Below are 17,014 nucleotides of genomic sequence, written 5' to 3'. Positions count from 1 at the left end.
GAGGACATGACGGTGATCGACAGCACAACGGTGACGATGGAGCGGGCCCGGCAGGACCTCTGCGCGACCGAGCCGCGCCATCCGCGTCCCGACGGGCAGGACCGCTACACGATCAGCGAGGTCGTGGCGAGCACCGGACTCACCGCGCACACCCTCCGCTGGTACGAGCGGATCGGCCTCATGCCGCACGTGGACCGCTCGCACACCGGCCAGCGCCGGTTCACCAACAAGGATCTGGACTGGCTGGCCTTCGTCGGCAAGCTCCGCCTCACCGGGATGCCGGTCGCCGGCATGGTCCGCTACGCCGAGCTCGTCCGCGAGGGAGAGCACACCTTCGAGGCACGGCAGGAGCTTCTGGAGCAGACCCGGCGCGACGTCATAGCGCGCATGGCGGAGCTCCACGACACGCTCGCCGTACTCGACTACAAGATCGACTTTTATGCCGGCGCCCGCAAGGCGTCGGAATCGGAAAGGGCCTGAACACCCATGAGCAACAACCCCCTTGAGAAGATCAGCACCGTCCGCCTCGGTGCCGAAGGCCCGCGGATCGGCGTCCAGGGCTTCGGTGCCATGGGCATCAGCGAGTTCTACGGCGACACCGACGAGGCCGCCGCCCGCGACTCCCTGGAGGCGACCGTCGAGGCGGGCGTCACCCTCATCGACACCGCCGACATCTACGGCCTCGGCGCCAACGAGGAGTTCCTCGCCCCGTTCCTCGCCGTCCACCGCGACGAGGTGACCCTGGCCACCAAGTTCGCCATCGAGCGCCGCGCCGACGACCCCGCCCACCGGGGCATCAACAACAGCCCCGCCTACATCAAGAAGGCCGTCGAGGCGAGCCTGCGCCGCCTGGACGTCGAGGTCATCGACCTGTACTACATGCACCGCCGCAACCCGCAGGTGCCGCTCGCGGAGTCCGTCGGCGCGATGGCCGAGCTGGTCGCCGAGGGCAAGGTCAAGTACCTCGGCCTGAGCGAGGTCACCGGGGCCGAGCTGCGCGAGGCGTACGCCGTGCACCCGATCACCGCGCTCCAGTCCGAGTGGTCGGTCTTCAGCCGCGACGTCGAGCGCAGCGCGGTGCCGGCCGCCGCCGAACTCGGCGTCACCTTCGTGCCGTACTCGCCGCTCGGCCGAGGCTTCCTCACCGGGGCGTTCGCGGACGCGGGCAAGGAGCTGAGCGCGGGCGACTTCCGTACGTTCCAGCCGCGCTTCACCGGCGACAACGCCGTGACCAACGCCGCCCTGCTCGAACCCCTCCACAAGATCGCGGCGGCGCACGGCGCGACGACCGCGCAGATCGCGCTCGCCTGGGTGCAGCAGCGGGCCCAGGTGCACGGCCTGACCGTCGTCCCGATCCCGGGCACCCGCAAGCGCAGCCGCCTCCTGGAGAACGCCGGGGCCACCCGCATCACCCTGAGCGCGGAGGAGCTGGCGCTCCTGGAGCCCATCGCCGGGCAGGTCGCGGGCGACCGCTACCCCGACATGTCCTCCACGTCGGCGGCCCGCGAACAGTAGGCCGCGCCCCCGGTCGGTCACGCCAGCCCGAGCGCGAACACCGCGAAGCCCGCCGCGAGCAGCCCGGCCGCTGCCCGGCGGGCCCCGGTCGTCTTGGTCCAGGGTGCCTCGAAGCCGCGCGCGTACCGGGCGATCACCACGAGCAGCACCGTGAACACCGGCATCCAGGCGAGCCGTTCACCGATCCAGGCCGGAGTGTCGGGCGCGGTGGTCAGACCCGGCACCCGGCCGGCGAACGAGGCCGGGACGGCCGCGGCGAGCATCGCCGTCTGGTGCCAGCACAGGATGGTCATGGCGGACAGGTTGACGACCACGACCGGAGCCCAAAGGGCGGGCCGCTTCAGCCAGTCGGCGATCCGGTCGCGCAACAGGATCGCGGCGCCCGACTGGGCCGAGGCGAGGGCGAGTACGAGCAGCGACGGCGGATGCGAGTTGGTGCGTGCCTCTCCGGGTACGCCGACCATCGACGCCGGGTAGTGGAAGACGACGAGCAGCGCGGCGAAGAGCAGCGCCCCGCCGCCGAACAGCAGCCACGCGCCCCGGCGTCCGATCCTCTTCTCGCCCCAACAGACGCCGAGTTGGTACGCGAACATCCACCCGGGCAGGATGTTGACGAGCGCCAGCCAGGACGGCATGGAGCCGGCGAAGGGCCCGTAGCGCAGGAAGTCGACGAGCGCGACGACACCGAGCAGCGGAGCCGCGGCCCAGCCTCCCATCGCGCGCGCCGCCCGCACGCAGTACGGCGTGAGCGCGGTGACGACGACGTACACGCCCACGAACCACAACGGCTGGATGACGAGCGTCGAGCCGGTGCGCAGGGTGTCGTGGGGGACGCCGAGGGCGTAGAGCGCGGGGATCATCGCGGCCCACACGGCGGTGACCCCGAGCACGGGCCGCCCGAGCCGGGCGACCCGCCCCCTGAGCCACGCTCCGGTCGGCCCCTTGCGCCGGTGGAAGGACAGCACGGACGCGTAACCGCCCACCAGGAAGAAGATCCCCAGCATCTGGAGGACCCAGCCGGCCGGGGCGAACCCGGGGAAGGCGGACAGCGGACTGGCGTTGTGCAGCGCGCCCGAGCCGTCCCGGGTGAATCCGCCGAGCAGCCAATGTCCGGTCGGCACGGCGAGCAGTGCGAGGGCGCGCAGCCCGTCGATGGCGCGGTCGCGGTGCGGCGGGGTCTTCCGCTCGATCTCCGCAGTGGCCCTGGCGAGTGCGGAGCCGCTCATCGGACGTCTCCCATGGCGATGGCGGCGAAGGAGTCGAGGGACTCGGTGCCGGGGGCGAAGTAGCCGGTGTGGCCCTTGGCGTCGGCGGCGGGTACGCGGCGGGCGCCGAAGGCCGGGTCGGTGGGGTCGGTGCCGTGGCCGAGTCCCGCGAACTCGATGTGCGGTACGTCGTCGATCCAGTCCGAGGGGTCCTTCGCGGCCCACACCCGGGCGCGGGTGCCGAGGTCGGCGACGCTGTCGGCGCGCATGCCGGGGGAGCCGAGCGCCACGATGTCCGAGGCGTCGGTGTGCCGCGCGGCGAGCCCGCACACCACGGAGCCGTAGCTGTGGCAGAACAGCACGGGGTCGGGTGCGCCGACGGCGTCCAGCCCCTCGGTGAACCGCGCGAGCCGCCCGGCCCCCGCCTCGGCGAGCCGCCCCGACGCGGCGTCGACCCCCACCCCGACGGGCGTGGTGTACCCGGCCCACGCGATCACGGCGACCTTGCCGCGGGTGGCGCCGCGCAGCGCGTCCGCCATGCCGGCGGGGGTGCCGTAGGGGTCGTTCGTACGGTCGAAGGTGCGGGCGTCGATGTCGGACCCGGGCACGACGACGGCCACGTGGGTGGCATGCGCCAACTCCCCGTGAACTTCGGCCACTTGACCCCGTCCCCGCGGGTCGAAGGCGAGGATCTGCCGATCGGGGGCGGCGAGCCGGGCGTAGCGGGGGTCGTGCGTGGCGGCGATGGCGAGCCGATTGGCCTCGTAGCGCAGCGGGACCGGGGCGCCGTCGAGGTTCCCCACGACCTGGGGGTGGCGGCGGGCGAGGCCGTGCTGTTGAGCGAGGCTCAACGTGCCCATGAATCGCGCGACTTGGCGAGGCGTCGAGGCGACGGGGTCGGGCAACGGCTCCCCGTCCACGCGGTCCGCGCGCCAGGCGGCGGTCCCGGGCGGCGGCCCGGTGACGGCCACCTGCGCGTCACCCGCGGCCCACCCCGCGCTCCCCGCGACCCCCGCGACCACCAACGCCCCCGCGACCAGCGCCCTACGGATCCGCCCCATGCCCCGACTCCCTCTCCTCGCCCGTTCCTTGACGAGGGCGAAGGTAGGGAGGGGGTGGGGCGCCGGGCGTCACCCTGGGGGGCTGGGTGGGTGGTGCTACCGGGGTAGGGGGTGAGTGGGGGGACATCCCTACCCCGGCGGCACCCCGAAGGCCGGTGGAGGCTAGCGCTTCTTCCGTATCTTGCGCTTCTTCTCCTTGGCCTCCTTCTCCTGCTGCTGCGCGCGACCGTACGCGGACCACGGCCCCTGATGGACCGCGCAACGAGAGGTTCCCGTCACCACTGGTCGCTGGCACCGCCCGCCGGCCTTGGTCGGCGCTCCACACTTCGCCATGCCGCTTCTCCTTCCAGAGCGTCCGGCAGTTGCAGGAACCGTGGCCTGCCGTCGGCGGGAAGGGAAGGCGTGACGGTGCCGTGACGGGTGCACACCGGCGCATGCCGATGAGGGAGACTGGCCCCAACTGCCCATGGGCGCAAGCGAGTCGAGTATCCGTACTCAGGTGGTGCACGGGCCGGTCGGGCAGGCTGGGGCGCATGCGCATGCTGGCCGCGGACATCGCTTGGGGAATGGTGCTGGTCCTGCTGGAAACGGCAGCCTTTGCCGCCTTCTGGTTCGTCGAGAGCTTCAAGGACTGGGCAGCCCAGGGGCGTCCGGTCCCGGGCGCGGAACGGAGACTGCTGCTCGTGCTGTGGACGGGTTCCACTGCTCTGGCAGCCGCCGGTTTCACGGCCTTCCGGGTGGGGCTGCTGGTGACTGCCGTGACGCAGGTCCTGCTCGCGGGATTCCTGCTGCTCGGGGCCGGTACGGAGAGCTGCCGCCTGATCGGCCGAGCCCGGTCCCGCCGCCGGCGTCGGCGGGCCGCAAGCCGTTGATCCGCTGCCCCGTCCGCTCCCGGCCCTGGAATCCCGGCCGCTCTTGAGGCCTTGGGGAGTTCGAGGACGAGCGCCGTTCCGGCGCGATACGGGGTCCGGGACGGAGCCCCGAACAGGGTTCGAGGGGTGCGGTCCCGCGGGCTAGCCCGGGTCGCCGGGGCGGACCAGGGCCGCCTCGTAGGCGAAGATCACCGCCTGGGCCCGGTCCCGAAGGTCCAGCTTCGCCAGGACCCGCCCCACATGCGTCTTCACCGTCTGTTCCGCCAGCACCAGCCGTCCCGCGATCTCCTGGTTGGACAGACCCCGGGCGATCAGTTCGAGCACCTCCGTCTCGCGCGGCGTCAGCCCGTTGAGGCGCAGCGCGGCCGGCCCCCGCCGCGGCGCCGGCCGCTGCGCGGCGAAGTCCGCGATGAGCCGCCGCGTCACGGACGGCGCGAGCAGCGCCTCGCCCGCCGCCACGACCCGCACCGCCCCGATGAGGTCCGCGGGCGGCGCGTCCTTGAGCAGGAACCCCGACGCCCCCGCGCGCAGTGCCTCGTACACGTAGTCGTCGACGTCGAAGGTGGTCAGCATCAGCACCTTCGGGCGGTGCACGACCCCCACCGGCGGGTCCAGGATCTCGCGGGCCGCCGCGAGCCCGTCCATCTCGGGCATGCGGACGTCCATCAGGACCACGTCGGGGCGGGTGGCGCGGGCCACGGCCACCCCCTCGCGGCCGTCGGGCGCCTCGCCCACCACGTCGATGTCGGCCTGCGCCGAGAGCAGCGCGGCGAACCCCGCGCGCACCATGGCCTGGTCGTCGACGATGATCACTCGAATGGGGCTCAACGGGCGTCCTCGGGGCGGGAGTTGGCAGCGGGAGGGACGGATGCCGACGGGGCGTCCAGGGGCAGGCGTGCCGCGATCCGGAAGCCGCCGTCCGGCAGCGGCCCGGTGTCCAGCGAGCCGCCGGTCAACCGTACGCGTTCGCGCATGCCGACGAGTCCGTGCCCCGTCCCCGTGGTCTCAAGGGGTGAAGGGCGGCCCGCCGCCGGGCCGTTGACGACGACCACCGTCAGATGCCGCTCGTCACCGGTGACGGAGACGCGGGTGGGGGCGCCCGGCGCGTGCCGTACGACGTTGGCGAGCGCCTCCTGCACGATCCGGTACGCCGACAGGTCGACCGCGGGCGGCAGCGCGGGCAGGTCCGCGGCCAGCGAGAGCGTGGCGGGCTGACCGGAGCGTACGGTCGCCTCGACCAGCTGCTGGAGGCGGTCCACCCCGGGCTGGGGCGCCCGCTCGCCCCCGTCCTCGCCGCTCCCGTCGCTGCGCAGGACCGCGAGCAGCCGCCGCATCTCGCTCAGCGACTCCCGGGCGCTGGAGGCGATGGACGCGAACTCCCCGCGGGCCGCCTCGTCGAGCCCGGTCAGCCGGTACGGCGCCGAGTCGGCCTGCACGGTGATCACCGACATGTGGTGGGCCACCACGTCGTGCAGTTCGCGGGCGATCCGGGCGCGCTCCTCCAGGAGGGTGCGCCGCGCGCGCTCGGCCCCGCTGATGGTCTCCTGCTCGGCCAGTAGCCGCTCGGCCTCCTCGCGCTGGTGCACGGCGCCGGTGACGGCCAGCACCACGCCCGCCAGGACGATCAGCAGGACGTACGTACTGGTGGAGCCGCCCGGCGGGAAGACGCCCAGCGCGAGGCCGGCCGCGCCGGTCACCAGCCACACCGTGACCAGCGTGCGCGTCCGCTCGCGCAGCCCGAGGGCCGCCATGAGCACCAGGTAGCCGACGATCACCGTCGGCGTCCACGGCCAGGCCCGCGCGGTCGTGTCGGCCCCGTACAGCAGGAGCGCGCCCAGCACGTCGAAGGCGAGGACGATCACCCAGGCCTGGAGCGGCCGGGTCACGGCGAGCAGCAGCGGTACGGTCTGGCCCACCCCGAGCGCCCCGGCCCAGCCGCCGCCGAGCCGGTAGTCGTTGGCCAGGACGGTGATGGTGACCGGCAGCAGCGCGGCCACGAAGCCGCCCGTGACGACGTACGGGCTCCAGCGCTGCCAGCGCCGGGGTGCCCGCGCGAACAGGGGCCGGGTGGCTGCGGCCGGGGGCCGCAGCAGGTCGCGTGCGCGGCGCGAGAGGGGTGTGGTCTTCATGGCCCGGCCAGCGTAGGCAGGACCGGGCCATCCGCGCGTCATACCGGGGTGCCACCCGCACCCCGGACCTGGGTATCGGTCCCCGGCCCGGTCCCCGGCCGCCGCCGGGGGCGCCGCCCCTACAGCTCCGCCAGCAACTCGGCCTTCTTCGCGCTGAATTCGTCGTCCGTGACCAGACCCGCCCGGTGGAGATCACCGAGGTGGCGGATCCTTTCCGCGATGTCGGCGGGGTCGCGCCGCCCCGCCGCGACCGGCACCGCCTGCAACGGGATCGAGGCCCCGCCGCCGCCCCGTACCGCCGCGAGGACCGCCGCCGCGAACGGCAGCGACTCGTGCACGGGCCCGTAGCCGAGGCCGAAGACCACGGACGCCGGATCGCGGTCGGCCTGCGCGGGGCCGCCCTCGGCGTCCCGGCGCAGCAGTCGCAGGTGGCCGTCGAAGACTTCGGGGGAGCGCCATTCGACCCCGCTCAGCGCGGCGATCGGGAAGGCCTGGTCGCCGGCCTTCCACTTCTCCGACGAGGCGCCCGTCCAGAACCAGCGGAACGTGACCTGCCGCCCGTCGAAGGCGGCCCTGCCGTCGTACGCCTTGAAGTTCAGCGGGGTCTCGGGCGCGTCCACCAGATGGCGGTCGGCGGGTTCCGCGGCGTAGGGCACCAGAGCGGTGCGCAGTTCGTCCGCGTAGTACTCGGCGAGCGTCTCGCGTTCGGCGGGCAGGACCAGACGGTAGGGGTCGCAGGACTCCTTCAACTGGCCCGCCGCGGCATCCATCAGCGGATCGGCGCCCGGTCTCGGCACCGCGTGCAGCACCACGGTGCCGCGTTTGCCCTGGGTCAGTGAGACCGACTCCAACGCCTCGTGGGGGATGCGCCGTTCGCGCAGCGCCTGGAACAGCTTCGGCGCGCGGATCCCCCGTTCGAAGCGGATGAGCACGGAGTCGGACTCGAACTCCCAGGTGGCATGAATTCCGGCCAGCACATCACCCATGCGCCTCATCGTAGGCGGCGCGCGCCCGCGCGTCCCCCCTCGGAGGGAACCCCGCTGTCGCCCTCCGCGAAAGACGGGTGTCCGGGCGATCGCGCGGCCTCTACGCGCGTCCGAGCGTCGATGTGCCCGTCAAGCCGCCGTACGCGCGGAAATTCCGCTGCCGCAGTCGGTGTCGTAGGCGGCGCAGCCGACCGTCTGGTACGCGCCAACTCCGATGGCGGCGAAGTTGGCGAGGCTCTGCGTGCCGGGCTCGAAGTATCCGGTGTGGCCGATGGCTCCGGAGGCGGACAGGATCCGCGCGCCGAAGGCCGAGGAGACCGGGTCGGCGCCGTGGCCGAGCCCCGCCACGTCCAGGTACGGCACGTCCTGGATCCAGTCGTCCTTGTCGCGCATCGCCCACACCTGGGCCCCGGTGCCCAGCTGGGCGGCGTTGCGTACCCGCATGCCGGGGCTGCCGGCCACCGCGATGTCGCTCACGCGGGGCGGAAGCTCCCGCGAGGAGACCCCGCACACCACCGAGCCGTAGCTGTGGCAGAACAGCTCGACCGAGGACTTCCCGGGCAGTGCGCCCACCATCGCGGAGAGCCGCACGGCGCCCTCCTCGGCCAGTCGGCCGATGGCCGCGTCCACGCCGAGACCGGCCGGAGCGGTGTAGTCGGCCCAGGCGATCACGGCGGTCCGGGTCGTCGGCGCGGCGGCACGCTCGGCCGCGTACAGCGACTCCGCCATGCCGACCGGAGCGGTGTTGGCGCGGCTGCTCTTCTCGAAGGTCAGCACGTTGGTGTCGACACCGGGGACGATCACCGAGACCCGCTGGGCGCGGTCCAGGTCACCGAAGACCTCCGCGACCCGGCCGGTGTCGGCGGGGTCGAAGGCGAGGATCTGACGGCCGTCGTCCAGCAGCGAGTCGAACCGGTGCATGCGGCGGCTCGCGTCCTGGCGGCCGTCGGCGGTGAGCCGGGGATCGACCATGCGTTTCTTCTCGACCGCGCGGGCATCCGTGAGCGCGACCCGGTTGGCCCGGTAGCGCAGGGATACGGGAGCGCCGTTGAGGTTGCCGACGACCAGCGGGTAGTGGTCGGCGAGCCGGTCGCGCTCGGCGGCGGTCAGCGAGCCGAAGAACCGGGTGAGCTCGGTGGCCTTGGCGTCCGCCCTGGGCAGCTTGTGGCCGTCTATGGTGTCGCGGGCCCAGGTGGCGAGGGCCTTGGCACGGGGCTCGGAGTCGCCGGAGTGGCCGCGGATCGCCGTCCAGCCGGAGGTCGCGAGCATGACGAACACGACGGCGAGCGCGAGCAGCGCGCGCCAGGCGTTCAGTGTGGGGGAGGAGTCGAAGGAAGTCACTGCTGACCACAGTAGGAGACCCTGAAGGTCCACTGGGGTGACAGTGACTCAGATCACGTTTGAGCGGGGAGTGGTCTCACCAAGAGCGCGCGCGGGCGCACGCTGTGTGCGATCGGGGTGGCGAGTTCCGCACGTCCGGGAGACGTGCGTCATAGGGCCGAAGAGCGCTCCCGGCCGGGCCGGAAGCCCGCGGCCCGCGTCCGGGGGCCGCGGGCTCAGGCGGGTTCGCGCCAGTCGTCGGCCAGCGCCGGGCCGAGGTGGTCGAGGTAGCCGGCCGTCAGCTCCCGGATCGCCGTCACGCTCGGGTCCCCGCCCTGGCCCCAGAGGCCGCCCGCGACCCGCATCACCCCGGTGAAGGCGGCCACCGCCACCCGGGGCCGGGGGTCGGCGTCGATGTCGAGGCCCTCGCGCTCGGCGATGAGCCGCGCGACGTGCTCCTCCAGCTCCGCCGAGCGGCGCAGATGGATCGCGAGCAGCGCCGGCGTCGACTCGATCACCTGGTACGTCCGCATGTAGAGCGTGACCGGCACCACGGGCGAGAGCCGCTCCTCGATGCTGTCCCAGGCCGAGAGCGCCGCCCGGCGCATCGCGGTGAACGGGCCCTCGGCGGGCGGCCGTTCGCGGAGCGCGTCGACGAAGTGCCACTCCACGGTGTCCTGGGCCGCGAAGACCACGGCTTCCTTGTTGGCGAAGTAGCGGAAGAAGGTGCGCTGGGAGACGTCGACGGCGTCCGCGATCTCGTCGACCGTCGTCCGCTCGTACCCCTTGGTGGTGAAGAGCTCCAGGGCCACCCGCAGCAGGGCGTCACGGGTGCGCTGCTTCTTCAGCTCGCGCAGGCCGCCCGCGGACGCGCCCGCGGATGCGATCGGCCGCTGCTCCACCGTCACTTCAGGGTCCTCTTTCGGTCAATCTGGCGTGTTCAGTCTAGCTGTGAGCTACCTGACAGCTACCGACTTGTGAAATGATTGGTCAAGTGTCAGTGGCTGACACTACCCTCGATCGCATGACTAGTCAGACCACCGTCGAAAAGGCGCCACAGGACGAGATACCGGTGCCGGCCAAGGGGCTGCGCGGCCACCCCTGGCTGACGCTCTTCGCCGTGGCCATCGGCGTGATGATGGTCGCGCTCGACGGCACCATCGTGGCGATCGCGAACCCCGCGATCCAGCACAACCTCGGAGCCTCGCTCCAGGACGTGCAATGGATCACCAACGGCTACATGCTGGCCCTGGCCGTCTCCCTGATCACCGCGGGCAAGCTCGGGGACCGGTTCGGGCACCGCCAGACCTTCCTCATCGGTGTCGTCGGCTTCGGCGCCGCCTCCGGGGCCATCGGCCTCTCCCACAGCGTCACCTTCGTCATCGCCTTCCGTGTCCTCCAGGGCCTGTTCGGCGCGCTCCTGATGCCGGCCGCGCTCGGCCTGCTGCGGGCCACCTTCCCGGCCGAGAAGCTGAACATGGCGATCGGCATCTGGGGCATGGTCATCGGCGCCTCCACCGCGGGCGGCCCGATCCTCGGCGGTGTCCTCGTCGAGCACGTCAACTGGCAGTCGGTCTTCTTCATCAACGTGCCGGTCGGCCTGATCGCCCTGGCCCTCGGCCTGCTGATCCTGCGCGACCACCGCGCCGAGAACGCCCCGAAGTCCTTCGACGTCCTCGGCATCGTGCTGCTCTCGGGTGCCATGTTCTGCATGATCTACGCCCTGATCATGGGGTCGCAGTGGGGCTGGGGCAGCACCGGCATCCTGCTGCTCATCGCGGGCGCCGTGGTGGGCTTCGCGCTCTTCGCCTTCTGGGAGACCAAGGTCAAGGAGCCGCTGATCCCGCTCGGCCTGTTCCGGTCCGTGCCGCTGTCCGCGGGCACGATCCTGATGATCCTGATGGCGTTCGCCTTCATGGGCGGCCTCTTCTTCGTCACGTTCTACCTCCAGAACGTGCACGGCATGTCGGCCGTCGACAGCGGTCTCCACCTGCTGCCGCTCACCGGCATGATGATCGTCGCCTCGCCGATCGCGGGCGCCCTGATCACCAAGCTCGGCCCGCGCGTCCCGCTGGTCGGCGGCATGGTCTGCACCGCCGTCGCCATGTTCGGCATGTCCCGCCTCACCATCGGCACGGGCACCTTCACCATGTCGATCTGGTTCGCGCTGCTCGGCATGGGCCTGGCCCCGGTCATGGTCGGCGCCACCGAGGTCATCGTCGGCAACGCGCCCCTGGAGCTGTCGGGTGTCGCCGGCGGTCTCCAGCAGGCCGGCATGCAGGTCGGCGGCTCGCTCGGCACCGCGGTGCTCGGCGCCGTGATGTCCTCCGAGGTCACCTCCAGGCTCCCGGACAACTGGGCCGCCGCCAAGCTGCCGCCCATGACGCCCGGGCAGACCTCGGACCTGTCCAAGGCCGTCGAGGTGGGCCTGGGCCCGGTCCCGCCGAACACTCCGCCGGAGATCGCGGCCAGGATCGCGGGCGTCGCGCACGACACGTTCGTGTCGGGCATGAGCACGGCCTTCACCGTCGCCGGCGTCGTCGCGGTCCTGGCCGCCGCGGTCGCGATGTTCACCAAGCGCGGTGTCAACGCCGAGGCGGGCGCGGGCGTGGGTCACATCTGATCCCGTCGACTCCCGTACCCGAAAGCCCCGCCGGACACGATCCGGCGGGGCTTTCACCTATTCGGATGGTTGTGCGCGGCAGGCCCCGCGGCGCGGAACCGACCCCGTGCGCCAGCCGTTTTCCGATTCCAACTGATCGAATCGACACGGGGGTTGACCTCTCATGCGTACAACGACGACCACGCTCGCCCTGCTCGCCGCCACCGCCTTCCTGCTGCCCGGGGCCGCCCCGGCCGCCGCGGCCCCGCGCATCGGCGACTGCGCGCCGGGCGAGCTGTGCCTGTGGACGAAGGCCGCCTTCAAGGGGCCGCGGCAGGTGTACGACCTGACGCGCATCGACATCGAGAGCTGCACCCCGCTGCCCCCGGGCACCGACGTCCAGTCCCTCGCCAACCGCACGGGCCGGCCCGTCACCGCGTACCAGTCCGACGAGTGCCAGGAGACGGCCGAGTTCGACACATATCCGGGTGGCGGCACCTGGGTGCCCCAAGTTCCTTACCGGGTAAGGGCGTTCAAGGTGTGGGAGAGCTGAGCCGTGGTACCCGACTCTCAAGGAGGCCGAGTCGACCGACCTTCAGGGAGTGATGCCGGCGGGCTTCGGACACAGCACCTCTACGCGCAGGACCCCCCGGTCACGGAACCGCATGAGGCCCCGGACCGGGCCGGACCGCGCGACGCCGGCCATCGTCTGACTGGTCTGCGCGGTCGCGGGATTCTTCGTCCTCGGGATCGTGCTCGGTCCGGTGGCGATCGCCTGCGGCTGGCTGGCGATGGGACGCCGCTGGAACAGCGGCTCGGCGCCGGCCCTGGTAGCCGTGGTCCTCGGAGCCACCGACACGGTTCTGGCCGTCATAGCGCTGATGGCGGCGGCTTCCTCGGGCAACGGCATGTGCTGACCGTGCCGTGGAACGACCGAAGGGTGGCGGCCCCTCACGGGGGCCGCCACCCTTCACCCCTACAACCCGGCTCACCTACAAGGGACGCGGGGAACTGCGCGACCAGCCGCACTCAACCCGCAGCCGACAGCGGCCCCGCGGAAGCGGCGGGCGGGGACCCGGGGAGGAACCCCGCAGCACCCACCGCCCCGCCGCACTCCGCCCCGAAGCTACGCGTCGCCGCCCGCCGCCCCGGGGTCAGCCGCCGTCACATCCAGCAACCGGTACCGGTCGACCGCCTGCTTGAGCGCCGACCGGTCGACCTTCCCCTCCCGGGCCAGCTCCGTGAGGACACCCAGCACGATCGACTGCGCGTCGATGTGGAAGAAGCGCCGGGCCGCACCCCGCGTGTCCGCGAAGCCGAACCCGTCCGCGCCGAGCGACTGGTACGTGCCGGGCACCCAGCGCGCGATCTGGTCGGGAACGGCCCGCATCCAGTCCGACACGGCCACGAACGGGCCCTGCGCGCCCTGGAGCTTCCGCGTGACGTACGGGACGCGCTGCTCCTCCTCCGGGTGCAGGAGGTTGTGCTCCTCCACCTCGACGGCCTCGCGGCGCAGCTCGTTCCAGGAGGTCGCCGACCACACGTCGGCCCGTACGTCCCACTCCTCGGCGAGGATCCGCTGCGCCTCGATCGCCCACGGCACGGCCACGCCCGATGCCATGATCTGCGCCGGGATGGAGCCCGAAGTGCCCGCGCTGTAGCGGTGGATGCCCTTCAGGATGCCGTCCACGTCGACGTCCGCCGGCTCGGCCGGGTGCTGGATCGGCTCGTTGTAGACGGTGAGGTAGTAGAAGACGTCCTCGCTGTCCGGGCCGTACATCCGGCGCAGACCGTCCTTGACGATGTGCGCGATCTCGTAGCCGAACGCCGGGTCGTAGGCGACACAGGCCGGGTTGGTCGAGGCGAGCAACTGCGAGTGCCCGTCCGCGTGCTGGAGACCCTCGCCGGTCAGCGTCGTGCGTCCGGCGGTCGCGCCGAGGACGAATCCGCGCGCCAGCTGGTCGGCCATCTGCCAGAACTGGTCGCCGGTGCGCTGGAAACCGAACATCGAGTAGAAGACGTACACCGGGATGAGCGGCTCGCCGTGCGTGGCGTACGCCGAACCCGCCGCGATCAGGGAAGCGGTGCAGCCGGCCTCGGAGATGCCGTCGTGCAGCATCTGCCCGGTCGGCGACTCCTTGTAGGCGAGCAGCAGTTCGCGGTCGACCGCCTCGTACTGCTGGCCCAGCGGGTTGTAGATCTTGGCGCTCGGGAAGAACGCGTCCATGCCGAAGGTGCGGTACTCGTCGGGGGCGATCAGCACGAAGCGCTTGCCGATCTCCTTGTCCCGCATCAGGTCCTTCAGGATGCGGACGAACGCCATCGTGGTGGCGATCGACTGGTGCCCCGAGCCCTTCTTGGCCACCGCGTACGTCTTGTCCTCGGGCAGCGCCAGCGGCTTCGAACGCACCACACGGGTCGGCACGTAGCCGCCGAGCCCGCGCCTGCGGTCGTGCATGTACTGGATCTCCTCGGACTCGCGTCCGGGGTGGTAGTACGGCGGCGCGCCGGACTCCAGCTCCTGGTCCGTGATCGGGATGTGCAGCCGGTCCCGGAAGCCCTTGAGGTCGTCGACCGTCAGCTTCTTCATCTGGTGGGTCGCGTTGCGGCCCTCGAAGTTCGGGCCGAGCGTCCAGCCCTTGACGGTGTGCGCCAGGATCACGGTCGGCTGGCCCTTGTGCGCCTTGGCCGCCGCGAACGCCGCGAAGATCTTCTTGTGGTCGTGGCCGCCGCGCCCGAGGTGCAGGATCTGCTGGTCGGTCATCCCCTCGACCATGGCGCGCAGCCGCTGGTCGTCACCGAAGAAGTGGTCCCGGATGTACCCGCCGGTCTCGGTGGCGTACGTCTGGAACTGGCCGTCCGGCGTGGTGTTCATCCGGTTGACCAGGATGCCGTCCCGGTCCTGGGCCAGCAGCGGGTCCCAACTGCGGTCCCAGATCAGCTTGATGACGTTCCATCCGGCGCCGCGGAACTGCGACTCCAGCTCCTGGATGATCTTGCCGTTGCCGCGTACCGGGCCGTCGAGGCGCTGGAGGTTGCAGTTGACCACGAAGGTCAGGTTGTCCAGGTTCTCGCGGGCCGCGATGGACAGCTGGCCGAGCGACTCGGGCTCGTCCATCTCGCCGTCGCCGAGGAACGCCCACACGTGCGACTTGGAGGTGTCGGCGATGTCACGCGCCTGCATGTAGCGGTTCATCCGCGCCTGGTAGATCGCGCCGAGCGGGCCGAGGCCCATCGAGACGGTCGGGAACTCCCAGAAGTCCGGCATCAGACGCGGGTGCGGGTAGGACGAAAGTCCGTACGGGGCCTTCGACTTCTCCTGGCGGAACGCGTCGAGCTGCTGCTCGCTGAGCCGGTCGAGCAGGAAGGCGCGCGCGTAGATGCCGGGCGAGGCATGGCCCTGGAAGAAGATCTGGTCGCCGCCGTCGCCCTCGTCCTTGCCCCGGAAGAAGTGGTTGAAGCCCACGTCGTACAGGGAGGCGGAGGAGGCGAACGTGGCGATGTGGCCGCCGACGCCGATGCCCGGGCGCTGCGCACGCGACACCATCACGGCCGCGTTCCAGCGGGTCGCGTTGAGGATCTTGCGCTCGATCTCCTCGTTGCCCGGGAAGAACGGCTCGTCCTTGGTGGCGATCGTGTTGACGTAGTCCGAGCTGCGCATCTCGGGCACGGCCACGCGCTTCTCGCGGGCCCGCTCGATCAGCCGGAGCATCAGATAACGGGCTCGTTCCCGGCCGCGCTCGTCGACGGCGGCGTCCAGGGAGTCGAGCCACTCCTGGGTCTCTTCGGGATCGAAGTCCGGGACCTGGCTCGGCAGGCCGCCAATGATGATCGGGTTGCGATCGGATCCGGAAGCCACGCTGTTCCTTCACTGTCGGGGGGATGCGGAAGACAGCCAATTCTGCGCCGCATCCCATCGTGTACCGCTGGGGCGCAAACGTCATCTCTACTGAGAGGTAACTGAGAGGTAACCGTCACCGGAGCAGGAAGTAGGCTCAGGGCCTGGACGGGTCGGGCCAAATCGCAACCTTACGCTCAACCCGGCCACCAGTTCCCGAAGGGTGTTCGGCCCCGATTGGAGTACCCGAAGGAACACAACGGTGCAAACAGTCACCAATCGTGTGGGATGAATCACCGGCGGGGATGCGGATGTCCCTGAACACGGCCACACTGGCCCCCAAAGGGCGGGTTCGGGTGCCGGGTACTTGCGAGATTCGTCCCGCCCGTGTGGACTACGCCCAATGCCACGCGCCTGCGCGCGGCTGCAGAACTTACCGAATCAAGATCAGGAGGCAAGCCGTGAGCGCGACCGCGGACCACGCGGAGGAGCGGACCAACCCGGCCATGAGGCTGGGGTTCGAGCCCGGACAGGTGGTCCAGGAGATCGGTTACGACGAAGACGTCGACCAGGATCTCCGCGAGGGCATCGAGTCCCTGATTGGCCAGGAACTCGTCGATGAGGACTACGACGACGTCGCCGACGTCGTACTGCTGTGGTTCCGCGACGAGGACGGCGACCTTACGGACGCCCTGGTGGACGCCATCGGTCTCCTTGAGGACGGTGGCGCGGTCCTGCTGCTGACCCCGAAGACGGGCCGCGACGGATACGTCGAGCCCAGTGACGTCAACGATGCCGCGCAGACCGCCGGCCTGTCGGCGGCCAAGAGCGTCAGCGTGGGCAAGGACTGGTCGGGCACCCGCCTGAAGTCCCCCAAGCGCTGATCCCTCCTCACGCCCCACAGGGCCCCCTCAGGCACAGCCTGAGGGGGCCCTGTGCATAGGGGGGTGCGTAGGGTGGGTGTCACCAGATCGGCCCATCGAAGGGAAGGCGTTTCCATGGCTATCGAGGTCGGCACCAAGGCCCCGGAGTTCGAGCTCAAGGACAACCACGGCCGGACCGTGAAGCTCAGCGACTTCCGCGGCGAGAAGAACGTGGTGCTGCTCTTCTACCCGTTCGCCTTCACCGGCGTGTGCACGGGCGAGCTGTGCGAACTGCGCGACAACCTGCCGAAGTTCGTCAACGACGACACCCAGCTGCTCGCCGTCTCCAACGACTCCATCCACACCCTGCGCGTCTTCGCCGAGCAGGAGGGCCTGGAGTACCCGCTGGTCTCCGACTTCTGGCCGCACGGCGAGGTCAGCCGTGCCTACGGTGTCTTCGACGAGGACAAGGGCTGCGCGGTGCGCGGCACCTTCATCATCGACAAGGAGGGCGTGGTCCGCTGGACCGTCGTGAACGGCCTTCCGGACGCGCGCGACCTGAACGAGTACCTCAAGGCGCTCGACACCATCTGAGCAGCTCGACCCGGGTGCACCACCGGCCG

At 71.3% G+C, this 17,014-nt stretch carries 16 protein-coding genes and 1 pseudogene; 8 read left to right on the top strand and 9 right to left on the bottom strand.

What is annotated here, in order from left to right; translation table 11 throughout:
• Positions 1–6 precede the first annotated feature (6 nt).
• Positions 7–480: a MerR family transcriptional regulator gene (locus ACFYNP_RS08105; protein WP_388407869.1), complete on the top strand. Its 474-nt coding sequence runs from the start codon at positions 7–9 to the stop codon at positions 478–480.
• A gap of 6 nt (positions 481–486) precedes the next feature.
• A complete protein-coding gene (locus tag ACFYNP_RS08100) occupies positions 487–1,515 on the top strand; it encodes an aldo/keto reductase (protein WP_388783669.1) in 1,029 nt (342 codons plus the stop codon).
• A 17-nt stretch (positions 1,516–1,532) separates the two neighbouring features.
• Here ACFYNP_RS08100 and ACFYNP_RS08095 read toward each other — a convergent pair whose 3' ends face one another.
• The 3 genes from ACFYNP_RS08095 to ACFYNP_RS08085 all read right to left on the bottom strand — a co-directional run bounded on the left by ACFYNP_RS08095 (position 1,533) and on the right by ACFYNP_RS08085 (position 4,114).
• A complete protein-coding gene (locus tag ACFYNP_RS08095) occupies positions 1,533–2,741 on the bottom strand; it encodes an acyltransferase (RefSeq protein WP_388783667.1) in 1,209 nt (402 codons plus the stop codon).
• Positions 2,738–3,781, bottom strand: coding sequence for an alpha/beta hydrolase (locus tag ACFYNP_RS08090; protein WP_388407875.1), 1,044 nt, complete (start codon positions 3,779–3,781; stop codon positions 2,738–2,740). The genes ACFYNP_RS08095 and ACFYNP_RS08090 overlap by 4 nt, the downstream gene beginning before the upstream one ends.
• A 162-nt stretch (positions 3,782–3,943) precedes the next feature.
• Positions 3,944–4,114 carry an HGGxSTG domain-containing protein gene (locus ACFYNP_RS08085; protein WP_388783664.1) on the bottom strand — a complete coding sequence of 57 codons (171 nt, stop codon included), beginning with the start codon at positions 4,112–4,114 and terminating at the stop codon, positions 3,944–3,946.
• A 200-nt stretch (positions 4,115–4,314) separates the two neighbouring features.
• Here ACFYNP_RS08085 and ACFYNP_RS08080 point away from each other — a divergent pair, with 200 nt between their 5' ends.
• Positions 4,315–4,653 carry a DUF6234 family protein gene (locus ACFYNP_RS08080; RefSeq protein WP_388783661.1) on the top strand — a complete coding sequence of 113 codons (339 nt, stop codon included), beginning with the start codon at positions 4,315–4,317 and terminating at the stop codon, positions 4,651–4,653.
• 141 nt (positions 4,654–4,794) lie between these two features.
• On the opposite strand, the gene ACFYNP_RS08075 is transcribed toward ACFYNP_RS08080, so the two are convergent.
• The 5 genes from ACFYNP_RS08075 to ACFYNP_RS08055 all read right to left on the bottom strand — a co-directional run bounded on the left by ACFYNP_RS08075 (position 4,795) and on the right by ACFYNP_RS08055 (position 9,996).
• Entirely contained in the window at positions 4,795–5,481 is a 687-nt protein-coding gene (locus ACFYNP_RS08075; protein ID WP_388407880.1) for a response regulator, read from the bottom strand.
• Positions 5,478–6,782 carry a sensor histidine kinase gene (locus tag ACFYNP_RS08070; protein ID WP_388783658.1) on the bottom strand — a complete coding sequence of 435 codons (1,305 nt, stop codon included), beginning with the start codon at positions 6,780–6,782 and terminating at the stop codon, positions 5,478–5,480. Before ACFYNP_RS08070 ends, ACFYNP_RS08075 begins: the two co-directional genes overlap by 4 nt.
• Positions 6,783–6,901: 119 nt before the next feature.
• Positions 6,902–7,768: a DUF4429 domain-containing protein gene (locus ACFYNP_RS08065; protein WP_388407886.1), complete on the bottom strand. Its 867-nt coding sequence runs from the start codon at positions 7,766–7,768 to the stop codon at positions 6,902–6,904.
• A gap of 129 nt (positions 7,769–7,897) precedes the next feature.
• A complete protein-coding gene (locus ACFYNP_RS08060; protein ID WP_388783655.1) occupies positions 7,898–9,109 on the bottom strand; it encodes an alpha/beta hydrolase in 1,212 nt (403 codons plus the stop codon).
• A gap of 215 nt (positions 9,110–9,324) precedes the next feature.
• Positions 9,325–9,996, bottom strand: coding sequence for a TetR/AcrR family transcriptional regulator (locus tag ACFYNP_RS08055; protein WP_388783652.1), 672 nt, complete (start codon positions 9,994–9,996; stop codon positions 9,325–9,327).
• Positions 9,997–10,112: 116 nt separating this feature from the next.
• Here ACFYNP_RS08055 and ACFYNP_RS08050 point away from each other — a divergent pair, with 116 nt between their 5' ends.
• The 3 genes and pseudogenes from ACFYNP_RS08050 to ACFYNP_RS08040 all read left to right on the top strand — a co-directional run bounded on the left by ACFYNP_RS08050 (position 10,113) and on the right by ACFYNP_RS08040 (position 12,607).
• Positions 10,113–11,711 (top strand): MFS transporter, encoded by a 1,599-nt coding sequence (locus ACFYNP_RS08050; protein ID WP_388783650.1) that lies wholly within the window; start codon positions 10,113–10,115, stop codon positions 11,709–11,711.
• A 163-nt stretch (positions 11,712–11,874) separates the two neighbouring features.
• A complete protein-coding gene (locus tag ACFYNP_RS08045) occupies positions 11,875–12,243 on the top strand; it encodes a peptidase inhibitor family I36 protein (RefSeq protein ID WP_388407897.1) in 369 nt (122 codons plus the stop codon).
• Positions 12,244–12,295: 52 nt separating this feature from the next.
• Positions 12,296–12,607: pseudogene (locus ACFYNP_RS08040) on the top strand (small hydrophobic protein).
• Positions 12,608–12,816: 209 nt separating this feature from the next.
• Here the strand turns inward: ACFYNP_RS08040 and aceE are convergent.
• Positions 12,817–15,549 carry a pyruvate dehydrogenase (acetyl-transferring), homodimeric type gene (gene aceE, locus ACFYNP_RS08035; RefSeq protein ID WP_388783648.1) on the bottom strand — a complete coding sequence of 911 codons (2,733 nt, stop codon included), beginning with the start codon at positions 15,547–15,549 and terminating at the stop codon, positions 12,817–12,819.
• Positions 15,550–15,989: 440 nt separating this feature from the next.
• Here aceE and ACFYNP_RS08030 point away from each other — a divergent pair, with 440 nt between their 5' ends.
• Both ACFYNP_RS08030 and ACFYNP_RS08025 read left to right on the top strand, forming a co-directional pair.
• On the top strand, positions 15,990–16,412 hold the full coding sequence (locus ACFYNP_RS08030) for a DUF3052 domain-containing protein (protein ID WP_388407902.1): 423 nt from the start codon (positions 15,990–15,992) through the stop codon (positions 16,410–16,412).
• Between the two features lie 114 nt (positions 16,413–16,526).
• Positions 16,527–16,985 (top strand): peroxiredoxin, encoded by a 459-nt coding sequence (locus ACFYNP_RS08025; RefSeq protein ID WP_100576725.1) that lies wholly within the window; start codon positions 16,527–16,529, stop codon positions 16,983–16,985.
• Positions 16,986–17,014: the final 29 nt, after the last annotated feature.

It is taken from the genome of Streptomyces sp. NPDC006691 (assembly GCF_042869955.1).
Taxonomy (GTDB): Bacteria; Actinomycetota; Actinomycetes; order Streptomycetales; family Streptomycetaceae; genus Streptomyces.
The sequence above is the reverse complement of the archived record's forward strand: the minus strand, read 5'-3'. Positions and strand labels throughout refer to the sequence as shown.

Excerpts from the sequence above, each read along its gene's own strand:
- ACFYNP_RS08105 (WP_388407869.1), top strand. The coding sequence starts at position 7 with ATGACGGTGATCGACAGCACAACGGTGACGATGGAGCGGGCCCGGCAG.
- ACFYNP_RS08100 (WP_388783669.1), top strand. The coding sequence starts at position 487 with ATGAGCAACAACCCCCTTGAGAAGATCAGCACCGTCCGCCTCGGTGCC.
- ACFYNP_RS08095 (WP_388783667.1), bottom strand. The coding sequence starts at position 2,741 with ATGAGCGGCTCCGCACTCGCCAGGGCCACTGCGGAGATCGAGCGGAAG.
- ACFYNP_RS08090 (WP_388407875.1), bottom strand. The coding sequence starts at position 3,781 with ATGGGGCGGATCCGTAGGGCGCTGGTCGCGGGGGCGTTGGTGGTCGCG.
- ACFYNP_RS08085 (WP_388783664.1), bottom strand. The coding sequence starts at position 4,114 with ATGGCGAAGTGTGGAGCGCCGACCAAGGCCGGCGGGCGGTGCCAGCGA.
- ACFYNP_RS08080 (WP_388783661.1), top strand. The coding sequence starts at position 4,315 with ATGCGCATGCTGGCCGCGGACATCGCTTGGGGAATGGTGCTGGTCCTG.
- ACFYNP_RS08070 (WP_388783658.1), bottom strand. The coding sequence starts at position 6,782 with ATGAAGACCACACCCCTCTCGCGCCGCGCACGCGACCTGCTGCGGCCC.
- ACFYNP_RS08065 (WP_388407886.1), bottom strand. The coding sequence starts at position 7,768 with ATGGGTGATGTGCTGGCCGGAATTCATGCCACCTGGGAGTTCGAGTCC.
- ACFYNP_RS08050 (WP_388783650.1), top strand. The coding sequence starts at position 10,113 with ATGACTAGTCAGACCACCGTCGAAAAGGCGCCACAGGACGAGATACCG.
- ACFYNP_RS08045 (WP_388407897.1), top strand. The coding sequence starts at position 11,875 with ATGCGTACAACGACGACCACGCTCGCCCTGCTCGCCGCCACCGCCTTC.
- ACFYNP_RS08025 (WP_100576725.1), top strand. The coding sequence starts at position 16,527 with ATGGCTATCGAGGTCGGCACCAAGGCCCCGGAGTTCGAGCTCAAGGAC.